Raw genomic sequence first — 13,730 nt, 5'->3', positions numbered from 1 at the left:
CTCACAGTGAAGTGATGTCGCCCCCTGAATTTTCACGGGGGGTTTGGGGGGGCTTTGGCCCTTGACTGTTGGTTCAAACATGGAGAGATCGGGATGGTATTTTCATCCAACGTGTTCCTGTTTCTGTTCTTGCCGATCTTTCTCGGCTTGTACTACCTGAGCGGGCAACGCTATCGCAACCTGCTGCTGCTGATCGCCAGCTACGTGTTCTATGCCTGGTGGCGCGTGGACTTCCTCGCCCTGTTTGCAGCGGTGACGCTGTGGAACTACTGGATCGGCCTCAAAGTCGGTGCCGCCGGCGTGCGTACCAAACCGGCCCAGCGCTGGCTGCTGGCCGGCGTCGCGGTGGATCTGTGCATCCTGGGCTACTTCAAATACGCCAACTTCGGCGTCGACAGCATCAACGCGATGATGACCTCGGTCGGTCTTGAGCCGTTCATCCTGACCCACGTACTGCTGCCGATCGGTATCTCGTTCTACATCTTCGAGTCGATCAGCTACATCATCGACGTGTATCGCGGCGACACCCCGGCCACGCGCAACCTGATCGACTTTGCCGCGTTCGTGGCGATCTTCCCGCACCTGATTGCCGGCCCGGTGTTGCGTTTTCGTGACCTGGCCGACCAGTTCAACAACCGCACGCACACCCTCGACAAATTCTCCGAAGGCTGCACGCGGTTCATGCAGGGTTTCATCAAGAAGGTCTTCATCGCCGACACCCTCGCGGTGGTGGCCGACCATTGCTTCGCCCTGCAAAACCCGACCACGGGCGATGCCTGGCTCGGCGCGCTGGCCTACACCGCGCAGCTGTATTTCGACTTCTCCGGTTACAGCGACATGGCCATCGGCCTGGGTTTGATGATGGGTTTCCGCTTCATGGAAAACTTCAAACAGCCGTACATCAGCCAGTCGATCACCGAGTTCTGGCGCCGCTGGCACATCAGCCTGTCGACCTGGTTGCGTGACTACCTCTACATCACCCTCGGCGGTAACCGCAAAGGCACGCTGATGACCTATCGCAACCTGTTCCTGACCATGCTTTTGGGCGGTCTGTGGCACGGCGCGAACATCACTTACATCGTTTGGGGCGCCTGGCACGGCATGTGGCTGGCGATTGAAAAAGCGCTGGGCCTGAATACCTCGCCGCGCAGCCTCAACCCGATCCGCTGGGCGCTGACCTTCCTGCTGGTGGTCATGGGCTGGGTGATCTTCCGTGCCGAGAACCTGCACGTTGCCGGGCGCATGTACGGCGCGATGTTCAGCTTCGGCGACTGGTCGCTGTCGGAACTCAATCAGGCCAGCCTCACCGGCCTGCAAGTGGCGACGCTGGTGGTGGCTTACGTGACGCTGGCGTTCTTCGGTCTGCGTGATCTGTACACCAACCAGCCTCCGGTCAAAACCAAGCCAGCGGTCAACGTCGAAACCGACGGCCCGGCCGCTGCGACCCCAGGAATGATCAAGGCTGCCCCCGGCGAAAACCCGGCGAGCATCCACGAGCCTGGCTACACCGTCGGCGTTGAAGCCCAGGTGCAAGCGGCCTACTGGACGGCGGACTGGTCACGCTACGTGATGCGCGGCTTGATCCTGCTGCTGTTCATCGCCTCGATTCTCAAACTCTCGGCGCAAAGCTTCTCGCCGTTCCTTTACTTCCAGTTCTGAGGGATCTGACATGACCCGCTCATTACGCATTTTCTACATCGCCCTGTTCCTGGTGACTCTGCTGGTCTTGGGTCTGTGGTCAGTGCGCAGCTTTTTCGGTTTCAGCACCAACGCCGACGCGACAGTGCTCAACGGCCGCTGGACCAAGGCTGTGGAAACCCATTACGACGATGAATTCCCGATCAAGCGTCTGGGCACCAATCTCTGGGCCGCGCTGGATTTCAAACTGTTCAACGAAGGCCGTCCGGGCGTGGTGCTCGGTCGCGATCAGTGGTTGTACAGCGACGAGGAATTCAACCCGATCGTCAACGAAGAGTTGAACCTGCAAGGCAACTACGCGCTGGTCGAAGGCGTGCGCCAGACCTTGAAAGCCAAAGGCGTGAAACTGGTGATGGCGATCGTGCCGGCCAAGGTTCGCCTGTACCCGGAGCACCTAGGTGAAGTGAAACCGGCGAGCATCCACGAAAACCTCTATCAGGATTTCCACGCCCGCGTGGCGGCGGACAAGATCCTCGCCCCCGACCTGCTCAAGCCATTGCAACAGGCCAAGCAGAACGGTCAGCAAGTGTTCCTGCGCACCGACACGCACTGGACGCCTGAGGGCGCCGAGGTTGCGGCCAACACCCTGGCGAAAACCATCACTGACAAGTTCCCGCTCAGCGGCGAGCCGCAGCGCTTTGTCACCACGCCGGCCGAGAAGGTCACGCACAAGGGCGACCTGCGTCTGTTCCTGCCGCTGGACCCGCTGTTCGAAAACCTGATGCCGGCGCAAGAGCCACTGCAAAAGCGCAAGACCGTGGCCGCGGGTGATCAGCCGGCCGGTGACGACGCCCTGTTCGCCAACAACGAAGTACCGGTCGCATTGGTCGGTACCAGCTACAGCGCCAACCCCAACTGGAACTTCGTCGGCGCACTCAAACAAGCGCTGCACAGCGACGTGGTGAGCTACGCCGAGGACGGCCACGGCCCGATTCGACCGATGCTCAGCTACCTCAAAAGCGATGACTTCAAGAACAGCTCGCCACAGGTGCTGATCTGGGAGTTTCCTGAACGTTATCTGCCTGTGAACAACGAAATCGGCGACGCCGACCCGCAGTGGGTCGCAGAGCTTAAACAAGCCGGCGCCCGCCAACAAAACGTCGCTGTAAACACTCAATCCGAGACGCCCGACCGGGCGCAAAACTGAAAGAGAGGTACACCATGACTTTCACTACCAATCATCAAAGTCTCGTGAAACGCATTGCACTGGTTGCAGGTCTGAGCGTGCTGTCGGTCCAGGCCTTTGCCGGTGGCGACGCCGCGCTCTACGGCCCGACCGCACCGAAAGGCTCGACCTTCGTGCGGGTCTACAACGCCAGCAACGCCGAAGTCAGCGCCACTGTCGGCAGCACCAGCCTGAGCGATATCGCACCACTGGCCAGCAGCGACTTCAGCTTCATGCCGGGCGGCGATTACAGCGCCAAGGTCGGCAGCCAGAGCCTGGCGGTGAAACTCGCCGGTGACCACTACTACACCCTGGTCAACAACGCCTCCGGCGCGCCGCAACTGATCGAAGAGCCGCCGTTCAAGAACAAGCAGAAATCCCTGGTGCGCGTGCAGAACCTCAGCGACAAACCGCTGACCCTGAAAACCGCCGACGGCAAGACCGAAGTGGTCAAGAGCGTCGCCGCCAAGGGCCGTGGCGAACGTGAAATCAACCCGGTGAAAGTCAGCCTGGCGCTGTTTGAGGGCGACAAAAAAGTCAGCGACGTGAAACCGGTCGCGCTGGAACGCGGTGAAGCCGCGGTGCTGTACGTCACCGGTAACGGCAGCAACCTGTCGCCGGTCTGGGTGAAACGCCCGGTGTCGACGCGCTAACAATTTTTCCTGCCTGACCCCGTCCCCGCTGTGGGAGGGTTGTCAGTTCGGATACGAGACAAAAACAAGAGTGAAACGACACAGGTTCGTGGCTCTAACCCAATCGATTTTATGGAGTAAACAATATGATTCCGGTGATCTTGTCAGGTGGTAGCGGTTCACGTCTTTGGCCGCTTTCGCGTAAACAGTTCCCCAAGCAATTCCTCGCCCTGACCGGCGAACACACGCTGTTCCAGCAAACCCTGGAACGCCTGGTGTTCGAAGGCATGGACACGCCCATCGTGGTCTGCAACAAGGATCACCGCTTCATCGTCAACGAGCAGTTGAGCAACCGTAACCTGGAATGCCAACGCATCCTGATGGAACCGTTCGGCCGCAACACCGCGCCGGCCGTGGCGTTGACCGCGATGATGCTGGTCAATGAAGGTCGCGACGAACTGATGCTGGTGCTGCCGGCCGACCACGTTCTGGAAGATCAGAAAGCCCTGCAACGCGCACTGGCTCTGGCCACCGTCGCCGCCGAAAACGGTGAAATGGTGTTGTTCGGCGTACCCGCAACGAAACCGGAAACCGGTTACGGCTACATCAAGTCCAGCAACGATTCGTTGTTGCCAGAAGGCGTCAGCCGCGTTTCGCACTTTGTCGAAAAACCCGATGTGAAACGCGCTACCGAGTACGTCGAGTCCGGCGGTTACTACTGGAACAGCGGCATGTTCCTGTTCCGCGCCAGCCGCTTCCTCGAAGAACTGAAAAAGCACGACCCGGACATCTACGACACCTGCCTGCTGACCCTTGAGCGCAGCGAGCAAGACGCCGACACCGTCACGCTGGACGAAGCCACCTTCGCCTGCTGCCCGGACAACTCCATCGACTACTCCGTGATGGAGAAAACCCAGCGCGCCTGCGTGGTGCCGCTGACCGCCGGCTGGAGCGATGTCGGTTGCTGGTCGTCGCTGTGGGAAGTCAACGAGAAGGACGCCAACGGCAACGTCACCAAGGGCGACGTGGTCATTCAGGACAGCAAGAACTGCATGATCCACGGCAACGGCAAACTGGTGTCGGTGATCGGTCTGGAAAACATCGTCGTGGTCGAAACCAAGGACGCCATGATGATCGCCCACAAGGACAAGGTCCAAGGCGTCAAGCAGATGGTCAACACACTCAACGAGCAGGGCCGCAGCGAAACCCAGAACCACTGCGAGGTCTATCGTCCGTGGGGTTCTTACGACTCGGTGGACATGGGCGGGCGTTTCCAGGTCAAGCACATCTCGGTCAAACCGGGTGCGTGCCTGTCGCTGCAGATGCACCACCACCGCGCCGAGCACTGGATCGTGGTCAGCGGCACCGCCGAAGTGACCTGCGATGAAAACGTGTTCCTGCTCTGCGAAAACCAGTCGACCTACATCCCGATCGCCTCGGTGCATCGCCTGCGCAACCCCGGCAAGATCCCGCTGGAAATCATCGAAGTGCAGTCCGGTTCGTACCTGGGTGAAGACGATATCGAGCGTTTCGAAGACATCTACGGTCGCTCGACCCCGATCGAACGCGGCGTGTCGGTGAAAACCATCGCGCAGTGATCGACCTGCAATAAAAAGCCCTCGTCCAGCCCACTGCGTCCCCTATCCGCAGTGGGTTGGGCGGGGGCTTTTTTGCAGGTCTCTACATTCAGCCAGCCTTTCACCCAGAGGACTGGGCAGTCTTGACCGCTTGCTCTTCCCGCGCGGGTCTATAACGTTCCCACCCTGCACGATCACTTCGCCAAGGAGCGTACTGAGTCCCGCTGAAAGCACTTCGCCGCCGTGATACATCACAGGGCCCGACGGCGGAGAAGTTTCGGTGATCACGACGGCCCTGACGTGGGCCTCATGGGTATTGAGCAGCGCGCCGCTTTTGGCCTCCAGCTTTGCCAGTTCAACGGGAATTTGCCGTCGGTAGTCCTGCACTTTCGGGTCCGGACTGCTCTGAAAATAATTGCGCACCGGTTGCATGCCGGCCGCCTGGATCGGGCTGACCAGTTTTTGCTCGGCCAGATCGTGATAGACCCGATCATCGAGTTTCTTCTCTGGCTTGCGTCCGTCGCTGTCTCGATAGACCACAGGACTGTTGCGCATCGCCCGGTAGCGGTTATGGCCATCGATGGCCCCGGCAGGGTCCGGATTCAACCAGCGCTGCAACCACGGGATGTAATAGCGATGGCCGAAGTCATACAAACCGGTGGCATCGCGTTCCTTGCCCGAATAGCGAATGTTCTTGTAACTTGCGCCAGGGCAGACAGCGATTGCTGTAGCGGGCGGCTTGCAGGTCATGGCCCGGGTTTTGTGCACCGACGTGAATCAATTTGAGCAGATTGCCGCCAGCGTCATACCGATAGCTTTGTGAGTAATTGGCGATCGCTGCCGGCCCGCGCCGCGCCGCGCCGGCATCCCTTTACCTCGAACATCAGAGCAGCGGCGAACGGCCCTGCCAACTGTCAGAAATTACAGTCCCGACCGACGGTGCCCGGTTTAACAGCCGAATGTCCATTCCCGCGCCCCTTCGGTAGGATGGTGGGCACGTGTTCAAGGAGTGTTCAAGGAGCGTTCAAACATGTTCATCGGCATCTTGCTGATCATCACTTGGTTGATCCTGTTGTTGCGCTATCCGGCCAAGGCCCTGCCTGTCTCCGTAGCGGCGGCTATCGGCTTGGGGTTGGTGGCGATGTGGGTCGTTTGGCTGGACAACCGCGAGGTCAAGCAATTGGCTCGCCTGGAGATGCGCATCAGCTACGCACCGGAACAATGCCCCGCGGATCGGCCGTTGCAACTGAAGATGAACAACGGCAACGATGTGCCACTGACCGAACTGCGCTGGCGCATCGGTGCCTACGCACCCGGCGACACCGTGAATCTGGCCGATAACCAATACACCGCCCCGCGTTATCGCGGCCCCGGCGAGTTACAGGCCGGCGCTGATTGGGAAGACTGCCTGCCCATGCCGCCCCTGCGCCCCGGTTATCGCCCGCAAACCCTGGAGTTTCGCGCCGAGCGATTGCAGGGCAGTTTCTCCGACTGATCCCCTTCCCCACTTTTTTGCACAAGGAATGCGCCATGCCCGTTGCGTTGATTACCGGTTGTTCCAGCGGCATTGGCCGTGCGCTGGCCGATGCGTTCAAAAGCGCCGGTTTTGAAGTCTGGGCCACTGCACGCAAGCCTGAAGACATCGCCGCGCTCAGCGTCGCCGGGTTTACCGCGATTCAACTGGACGTCAACGACGGCGCGGCACTGGAACAACTCGGCGAACGGATCAACCAGCAACACGGCAGCCTCGACGTGCTCATTAACAACGCCGGTTACGGCGCCATGGGCCCGTTGCTCGACGGCGGTGTGCCCGCCATGCAGCGCCAGTTCGAAACCAATGTTTTCTCCATTATCGGTGTCACCCGCGCACTGTTCCCCGCCCTGCGCCGGGGCAAAGGGCTGGTGGTGAATATCGGCAGCGTTTCCGGCGTTTTGGTCACGCCGTTCGCCGGTGCCTACTGCGCCTCGAAAGCGGCGGTGCATGCCTTGAGCGATGCGCTGCGCATGGAGTTGGCGCCGTTGGGCATTCGCGTGATGGAAGTGCAACCGGGGGCGATTCAATCGAGTTTCGCCAAAAGCGCCGGGCATGAGGCTGAGCAGTTGATCAACGAGCAATCGCCATGGTTTCCCCTGCGTGAAGGCATTCGCGCACGGGCCAAGGCCTCGCAGGACAAGCCGACACCGGCCAGTGAGTTTGCCGCCGGGGTCCTCAAGGCCGTGCAGCAGCGCAAGCCGCCACGCCTGATCCGTCTCGGCAATGGCAGCCGGGCGTTACCGTTGCTGGCAACGTTGTTGCCCAAGGGGTTGCTGGAATCGGCGTTGATGAAGCGGTTCGGCTTGCGCGGAAACTTTTGATTACAACTGATGAAATGGCCAAACCGGTCGATCTACGTAGAATGCGCCGCGCATGAAGTACCCGACGCTTCATGTGAACCCGAAACCCGATAGCGCATGGAGTCGCTGGGGCAAGCATCGAAGCAAGGGAATTGCTGAACACTGATCTCCCCCTCCCCGACTGTTTCCGCCCGAAGCGGTCGCTGCTTTGTTGACCTGCCTGACGCGAGCTCTGCTCACACGCATCAATTCAGATCAGGAAACATCCCTTGAAACTCTTCAACGTATTGCCTCTGGCATTGCTCACGGTGCTGGCAGGCTGCGCGACCAAAGAACTGCCCCTCAATGACACGCTGCCCAAACTGACCCTGCAAAACGTGCTGCCGGTCGTGACCGCCAACGAGCATTGCAACGCGCAGATGGACAGCGACATTCTGTATGGCGTCGGCTACCGGTTGTACGAAAACGGAGAGTACAAGGACGCCAAAACCTGCATGGTCATGGCCGCCCCCAAGCACACTCGCGCGTTTTGCTACCTGTCGATGACCACCCGCTATGACTCAACCCTGACCGCCGACCAACGTAACACCGAAGCCTTCAACTACATGGCTTACGCAGCGACGCAGAACGACTGGTGCGCGGAATACGGTATGTACGAGAGCTACAAATACGGCAAAGTCGGGACCCGGCAAGATGCTGCGCTCGCCACTCGCTGGCTGGAGCGTTCCTCGCTGCATGGCTATGCCGAATCCCAGCAGATATTGATCGAGCAATACGAGGAACTGGGTAACCTGAGCGCCGCCTACGCCTGGACCAGGATCATGGCCAAAGCCGAAGACACCACGGCGGGCGCTGACCTGAAAGCCAAGATGAACGCCGCTCAGATCGCCGAAGGCGACAAGCTTTACAGCGAACTTGTCACCCAGGTCACCAGCAAGAAAACATTGTTCGCTGAAGCACGCGAAGAAGACGTCGGACGTTACTCCGCCGATATCTATCAGAACTATCCGGACACCTTCAAGGGCATGTCATCTGTCGAGCGTTACGACTATGTGAAGCAAACCATGCGCACTGCTATCGAGCAGCCCTTCACCAAAAACCGTGGCGACGTTGTGGCCTACATCGTACTGAACCGCGCCGCTCAGTTGAAAAAGCCTGACGCGAATATCGCAACAGACCCGCGGATCGTCGCCCTCATGGAAGATCAAGCATTGTCGGTGGACGAAGCCATCGAGTCTGGACTGCGGGTAGTCAACACGTTCTACCGATAAGCTCAGTCGCGAGCAGGCTCACTCACACACAGGTCTGTGTCACACCGAAGAACCTCTGTGGGAGCCTGCTAGCGCTGGCAGCCACGCGGTCTATCCGTTATCCACAGCGTCCTGCTTCACCACCACCGTACAAGTCATCCCCGCTGCCAACAGCCCCCCCGCCGGCACTTCATCAATGTGAATGCGTACCGGCACGCGCTGGGCCAGTCGCACCCAGTTGAAGGTCGGGTTCACATCGGCAATCAGCTCGCGACTTTGCGGGTTGTCGCGGTCGTAGATGCCGCGCGAGATACTTTCCACATGCCCCTTCAAGACTTCGCCGCTCATCAGTTGCATGTCGGCCTGATCACCGACGCGTACATGGGGCAGTTTGGTCTCTTCAAAGAAGCCGTAAACCCAGAACGAGTTCATGTCGACCACGGCCATTTTCGCCTCGCCGATGCGTGCGTAGTCGCCGCGATGGACGTTGAGGTTGGTCACATAGCCGTCCACCGCTGCGCGCACTTCGGTGCGTTTGAGGTTGAGTTCAGCGGCTTCCAGTTGCGCTTGGGCGTGCTGGTAGTCAGCCAGTGCAGCGTCGGCGATGTTGCTCGCGTCGTCGCGGTTTTCCTTGGAGATCACCAGGTTGTCCAGATCGGCGCGGCGGTGGGCGTTGACCTTGCGCATCTGCCAGGTCGACTTGCGTGAAGCCACCAGCGACTGCGCCTGTTTCACCGCAATGCGGTAGTGCTCCGGGTCGATCTGCATCAGCAAGTCGCCCTTCTTCACCAACTGGTTATCGCGCACCGGTACGTCGATCACTTCACCGGTGACATCGGCGGCGACGTTGATGATGTCCGCACGAACCCGCCCATCCCGCGTCCACGGCGTGTTCATGTAATGCACCCACAACGTGCGGCCGATCCACAGCGCGAGGGCCAGCACCAACAGGGTCGCGAGCAGGCTGAAAAACTTTTTCATCAGTACGTTCTCAACGGTAGACAGTCAGCGCCAAGGCGCCGAACAGACAAGTAAACAGACTCAGGCGCAGCAGCGCCGGGTGCCAGAAGAAGCGGTACAGATCGAACCCTGAGAGAAACCGGTCCAGCGCCCAGGCCAGCGCTGCAGCGATGAAAAACATCAGGGTCATGGTCGGCATGTACACGCCGTGGAAAGCGATTTCACGGGGCATGGGCAAGTCCTTCAGGCTTGGCTTGCGTGAGCGCAGCAAGCGGTGATTGCGGGTCGAGCAATGAGGTGCGAATGAAGTGCAGATAGCTCTTCACCCGGCGCAGCGCGGAGGTGTCGAAGTGCGGTGCGAACGGCTCATCGGTGGCCGCGACCCGGCTGATCGCGTGATCGACCGCCACCAGTGCGCGCTCCAGATTGCTTTGATTGGGCTGCAAGAACAGCCGCACCAACGCCCGGCCCATCACGCGGATCGCCTGACGCCACGGCTGCGATTCGGCATAGGCCGGGTGCACCGGCAAGATCGCCTGTTCCTTGCGCAACTCAATGATCGCGTGACCGACTTCGAGCACCACGAACATCCAGCGCAACAGGTTCTTTTGCACGGTCGGCTGGCCCGTCGCCAGACCGTAGGCCTGATGCAACAAGTCGCGGGTACGGCTCTCGAAACTCGACGCCAGGCCTTTGAGCTTGCCACTGATCGCATAGACCACCTGGCCACGCAGATCCTGCTCCAGACGCTGCCACAACCAACGGCTGTTGGGCGGCAGGATAATCGCGCCAGCCGCCGCACAGACCAGCATGCCCATGACCATGGCGATGTAGTCGTTGATGAAGGCGTACGGGTTGTAGACAGTCAGGTTGTCCGGTACAGAACCGGTGCTGAAGAAGATCAACAGACCGAGGCCGACACCGGCGTACTGCGGCCGCGAGGTCAGGAACGAGCCCAGCACGATCACCGGCGCGAGCATCACGCACAGCAACGGGAAACCGTCGATCCACGGGAAGATGAAAAACATTTCGACGAAGCCGATCAGTGCGCCGAGGAAGGTGCCGCAAGCCATTTGAAAGGCCATGCGTTTCGGGTTTGGCGTGGCGGCGGACAGGCCCACTGTGGCCGCGGCGATCAGCGTCATCGTCGCACCACTCGGCCATGCCGTCGCGACCCAATAACTGCCCAGCACGATCAAAATAAACGAGGCGCGAATGCCCGACGCCGCGGCTGCCCACCAGTTGGTTTGCGAGGTGAACGGCTCGTCCCAGCGCTCGCGTTCGTGGCGGTGATCGGCGAGCGAGGCGTGGGTCTGTGCATAACTGTGCAGGTCATCGACGAAGCGATAGAGCAACTCGTACGCGGTGTGAAAATCCAGTTGCTCGGCGTCGCTCGGCTCGCACTCCTGAAAGATTGCCCGCAAGCTGCGCACCCGCGCCGGCAAGCCTTCTTTGTAGGTCGCCAGCGCCGCGACCAGCCGTGCCGCATCGGGGCTGGTCAAGGCACGGCCACTGAAGCCATCGAGCACTTCGGCCAGATCCTGCAAACCGGGTCTGATCGCCACCACGACGTGTTCTTCGTCATAGCCACGCAAGCGTTCGAGCAACTGATGCAGCGCATTGAAACGGGTGGTGATGCCCATGAACTCACTGTTCAAACGACTCAGCCGACCGTTGCGCCGACGCATGTGCGGGTCTTCGAACACGGTCACGCTGCGCAGCCCTTCCAGGCCCACGGCTTCGGCGATGAACCGTACGTTGCTGGCTTCAAAGTCTTGCGCTTTGCTTCGCCCGCGCAGGCCATTGGTGACGAACAAGGCAAACACACCAAAGCGCTGATACAACGCGTTGCGCATAGCGGCGCTGGCGGTCTGCGGCACAATCGCGGCGCTGATCACGGTCGAGCAGACAATCCCCAGGGAGATTTCCAGCACCCGCCATACCGCCGCCATGAACGCGCCATCCGGGTGCGCCAACGCTGGCAAACCGACCATCGCAGCGGTGTAGCCGGCCAGCACAAAACCGTAAGCACGGAAGTTACGGCAGCGTGCGGCACCGGCCGAGCAGATGCCCACCCAGATTGCCAGCGAGCCGAGAAACAACTCGGTGTTCTGCGCAAACAACGCAATCAGCGTGACCATCATCGCCGACCCGGCGAGGGTGCCGAGGAAGCGATAGAAACTCTTGGCAAATACATGACCGCTCTGCGGCTGCATGACGATGAACACCGTGATCATCGCGGTGCGCGGCTGCGGCAGTTCCAGACGCATCGCCAGCCACAGGGTCAGGAAAGCGGCGAACAGCACCTTGAAGATGTAGACCCAGGTCACGCCATCGCTGCGCGCCCAGTCGAACACACCCCGGCGCCATTCCAGGGAGTAGAGCCAGCGCAGCGGGGCGGGCAAGGGAGTCATTTGATTGTGCTCAATGAAGTTCAGTCAGGTCGCAAAACATGTGGGCGCTAGCGTGCGAGTGACAGCGGTGTGTCAGTCGACGAAAAAGCCAACTGACGCGCCCTCATCGCGAGCAGGCTCGCACAACAGGTTTTGGGTTCACCGTAAAAGGGCCGGGGGTTTCGGGGCTTGGGTTTGTTCGGCAGTCGGCACGTCGTTGCCGGCACCGAGCCCGCCGCCGAGCGCGGTCACCAACTCGGCATGCGCACTCAGCCGCGCCGCCTGCACCTGCTGTTGCACCTGCTGCTGCTTGAACAGCAACGTTTGCGCGTTCAGCACGTTGAGGTAATCGGTGAGGCCCCGTTGATAGGCGATCATCGCGATGTCGTACGTTTTCTGCGCAGCGGCCACCGACTCGGCGGCGAACCCTTGTTGCTTGTCCATCGACTCGCGGCGGATCAATTGATCGGAGATGTTTTTCAGCGCATTGACCAGGGTCTGGTTGTAGTGCGCCACGGCGATGTCGTAACCGGCCGACGCTTCTCCCAATTCGGCACGCAGTCGTCCACCGTCGAAGATCGGTAACGAGATTGCCGGGCCAACGTTGTAGTTGAGCTTCTTGCCGGTCAAAAACTCCAGCGCGCCACCGCCGGTGGCCATGTAACCAAGGCTGCCGACCAGGTCGACGTTGGGATAAAACCCGGCGTGCGCCACATCGATCCCCCGCGCCTGCGCCGCCACTTGCCAGCGACTGGCAACCACGTCCGGACGCTGGCCGAGCAATTGGGCGGGCAGCGCGCCGGGCAATTTCAATGCAGCGCCGAGAGACAAGGTCGGACGCTGCAACTGCGCCCCCTCGCCCGGCCCCTTGCCCGCCAATGCGGCCAGTTGATTGCGGCTCAGGGCAATTTCCTCGTCCAGCGCATCGAGTTGTCGATGGGTTTCCGGCAACGGCGTTTGGGCCTGACTGACTTCGAAGTGCGTGCCGATCCCGCCGTCCAGACGCTTGTGCGCCAGATCGAGAATCTGCTGTTGCTGTTTGAGCGTGGCGGCGACGATGTCGCGCTGGGCGTACTGCAGCGACATCTGGATGTAGGCGCGCACGATGTTGTTCTGCAACTCCAACTGCGCCAGCCGCGCCTCGGCGGCGCTCATGTGCGCCAGATCCACAGCACGCTCGCTGGCGTTGCTCTCGCGGCCCCAGAGGTCGAGCGCGTAGCTCAAACCCAGCGCAGCGTTGTTGTCCCAAGTGGTGGAATTGGCCAGATCACCGGGACCGTAGAACGGATCGGTTGGCCAGTTGTGACGCTTGAGGGTCGACTCGCCATTGATCTGCAACGACTCGGCCGCTTGCGCGACGCCTGCCAGGGCTTTGGCCTGACGCACCCGCGCAGCGGCCATGGCCATGCTCGGGCTGCCTTGCACGGCGAGGTCGATCCAGCGATTGAGTTGCGGGTCGCCGTAGGCTTGCCACCATTGTGCGGTGGGCCAGTGGGCGTCACGGGCGGCGTGGGCGATGGCCTCGTCGGTGGCCAGCGCATTGGCCTCCAACGCTTTGCCCTGTGGGGCAATTCCTTCGGTACCGATGCAGCCGCCGAGAGCCAGGGAAAAAGCCAGAACACTGAGCGGCAAAAGCGCTCTGTTGATGCGACGCGGCACAGCTGCGAATTCCTGAGAAAGGGGTATGGCGGGGAGGTGTATAGGGAACGGCGCAATTCTAG

General features: G+C 60.6%; 11 protein-coding genes and 1 pseudogene. 7 read left to right on the top strand and 5 right to left on the bottom strand.

What is annotated here, in order from left to right; translation table 11 throughout:
* Positions 1 to 93: 93 nt before the first annotated feature.
* The 4 genes from AACY02_RS11635 to AACY02_RS11620 all read left to right on the top strand — a co-directional run bounded on the left by AACY02_RS11635 (position 94) and on the right by AACY02_RS11620 (position 5,093).
* Positions 94 to 1,659 carry an MBOAT family O-acyltransferase gene (locus AACY02_RS11635; protein ID WP_221729956.1) on the top strand — a complete coding sequence of 522 codons (1,566 nt, stop codon included), beginning with the start codon at positions 94 to 96 and terminating at the stop codon, positions 1,657 to 1,659.
* A gap of 10 nt (positions 1,660 to 1,669) precedes the next feature.
* Positions 1,670 to 2,845 carry an alginate O-acetyltransferase gene (locus tag AACY02_RS11630; RefSeq protein ID WP_339432064.1) on the top strand — a complete coding sequence of 392 codons (1,176 nt, stop codon included), beginning with the start codon at positions 1,670 to 1,672 and terminating at the stop codon, positions 2,843 to 2,845.
* Positions 2,846 to 2,859: 14 nt separating this feature from the next.
* Positions 2,860 to 3,516, top strand: coding sequence for an alginate O-acetyltransferase AlgF (locus AACY02_RS11625; RefSeq protein WP_339432063.1), 657 nt, complete (start codon positions 2,860 to 2,862; stop codon positions 3,514 to 3,516).
* A 125-nt stretch (positions 3,517 to 3,641) separates the two neighbouring features.
* A complete protein-coding gene (locus AACY02_RS11620; protein ID WP_339432062.1) occupies positions 3,642 to 5,093 on the top strand; it encodes a mannose-1-phosphate guanylyltransferase/mannose-6-phosphate isomerase in 1,452 nt (483 codons plus the stop codon).
* Between the two features lie 486 nt (positions 5,094 to 5,579).
* Here AACY02_RS11620 and AACY02_RS11615 read toward each other — a convergent pair.
* A pseudogene (locus tag AACY02_RS11615) lies at positions 5,580 to 5,777 on the bottom strand (RHS repeat-associated core domain-containing protein); the annotation flags it as partial.
* A gap of 325 nt (positions 5,778 to 6,102) precedes the next feature.
* On the opposite strand from AACY02_RS11615, the gene AACY02_RS11610 reads away from it, so the two are divergent.
* The 3 genes from AACY02_RS11610 (at position 6,103) to AACY02_RS11600 (ending at position 8,677) form a co-directional block, all read left to right on the top strand.
* The gene (locus AACY02_RS11610) at positions 6,103 to 6,567 is read left to right on the top strand and encodes a multidrug transporter (RefSeq protein WP_339432061.1); all 465 of its coding nucleotides are present in this window, start codon (positions 6,103 to 6,105) and stop codon (positions 6,565 to 6,567) included.
* 35 nt (positions 6,568 to 6,602) lie between these two features.
* Positions 6,603 to 7,427 carry an SDR family oxidoreductase gene (locus AACY02_RS11605; protein ID WP_339432060.1) on the top strand — a complete coding sequence of 275 codons (825 nt, stop codon included), beginning with the start codon at positions 6,603 to 6,605 and terminating at the stop codon, positions 7,425 to 7,427.
* Between the two features lie 248 nt (positions 7,428 to 7,675).
* A complete protein-coding gene (locus tag AACY02_RS11600) occupies positions 7,676 to 8,677 on the top strand; it encodes a sel1 repeat family protein (RefSeq protein WP_339432059.1) in 1,002 nt (333 codons plus the stop codon).
* Positions 8,678 to 8,767: 90 nt separating this feature from the next.
* Here the strand turns inward: AACY02_RS11600 and AACY02_RS11595 are convergent, their stop codons facing one another.
* From AACY02_RS11595 to AACY02_RS11580, 4 genes are all read right to left on the bottom strand, one after another.
* Positions 8,768 to 9,637, bottom strand: coding sequence for an HlyD family secretion protein (locus tag AACY02_RS11595; RefSeq protein ID WP_339432058.1), 870 nt, complete (start codon positions 9,635 to 9,637; stop codon positions 8,768 to 8,770).
* 10 nt (positions 9,638 to 9,647) lie between these two features.
* Positions 9,648 to 9,848 carry a DUF1656 domain-containing protein gene (locus tag AACY02_RS11590; protein ID WP_007896379.1) on the bottom strand — a complete coding sequence of 67 codons (201 nt, stop codon included), beginning with the start codon at positions 9,846 to 9,848 and terminating at the stop codon, positions 9,648 to 9,650.
* Entirely contained in the window at positions 9,838 to 12,030 is a 2,193-nt protein-coding gene (locus AACY02_RS11585) for an FUSC family protein (RefSeq protein WP_339432057.1), read from the bottom strand. Before AACY02_RS11585 ends, AACY02_RS11590 begins: the two co-directional genes overlap by 11 nt.
* Positions 12,031 to 12,168: 138 nt before the next feature.
* On the bottom strand, positions 12,169 to 13,668 hold the full coding sequence (locus AACY02_RS11580) for an efflux transporter outer membrane subunit (protein WP_339432056.1): 1,500 nt from the start codon (positions 13,666 to 13,668) through the stop codon (positions 12,169 to 12,171).
* Positions 13,669 to 13,730 lie beyond the last annotated feature (62 nt).

This window comes from Pseudomonas sp. EA_65y_Pfl2_P78 (genome assembly GCF_963970495.1).
Taxonomy (GTDB): Bacteria; Pseudomonadota; Gammaproteobacteria; order Pseudomonadales; family Pseudomonadaceae; genus Aquipseudomonas; species Aquipseudomonas baetica_A.
The sequence above is the reverse complement of the archived record's forward strand: the minus strand, read 5'-3'. Positions and strand labels throughout refer to the sequence as shown.

What these genes read in the sequence shown, in the direction of transcription:
- AACY02_RS11635 (WP_221729956.1), top strand. Translation starts at nt 94, where the DNA reads ATGGTATTTTCATCCAACGTGTTCCTGTTTCTGTTCTTGCCGATCTTT.
- AACY02_RS11630 (WP_339432064.1), top strand. Translation starts at nt 1,670, where the DNA reads ATGACCCGCTCATTACGCATTTTCTACATCGCCCTGTTCCTGGTGACT.
- AACY02_RS11625 (WP_339432063.1), top strand. Translation starts at nt 2,860, where the DNA reads ATGACTTTCACTACCAATCATCAAAGTCTCGTGAAACGCATTGCACTG.
- AACY02_RS11620 (WP_339432062.1), top strand. Translation starts at nt 3,642, where the DNA reads ATGATTCCGGTGATCTTGTCAGGTGGTAGCGGTTCACGTCTTTGGCCG.
- AACY02_RS11610 (WP_339432061.1), top strand. Translation starts at nt 6,103, where the DNA reads ATGTTCATCGGCATCTTGCTGATCATCACTTGGTTGATCCTGTTGTTG.
- AACY02_RS11605 (WP_339432060.1), top strand. Translation starts at nt 6,603, where the DNA reads ATGCCCGTTGCGTTGATTACCGGTTGTTCCAGCGGCATTGGCCGTGCG.
- AACY02_RS11595 (WP_339432058.1), bottom strand. Translation starts at nt 9,637, where the DNA reads ATGAAAAAGTTTTTCAGCCTGCTCGCGACCCTGTTGGTGCTGGCCCTC.
- AACY02_RS11590 (WP_007896379.1), bottom strand. Translation starts at nt 9,848, where the DNA reads ATGCCCCGTGAAATCGCTTTCCACGGCGTGTACATGCCGACCATGACC.
- AACY02_RS11585 (WP_339432057.1), bottom strand. Translation starts at nt 12,030, where the DNA reads ATGACTCCCTTGCCCGCCCCGCTGCGCTGGCTCTACTCCCTGGAATGG.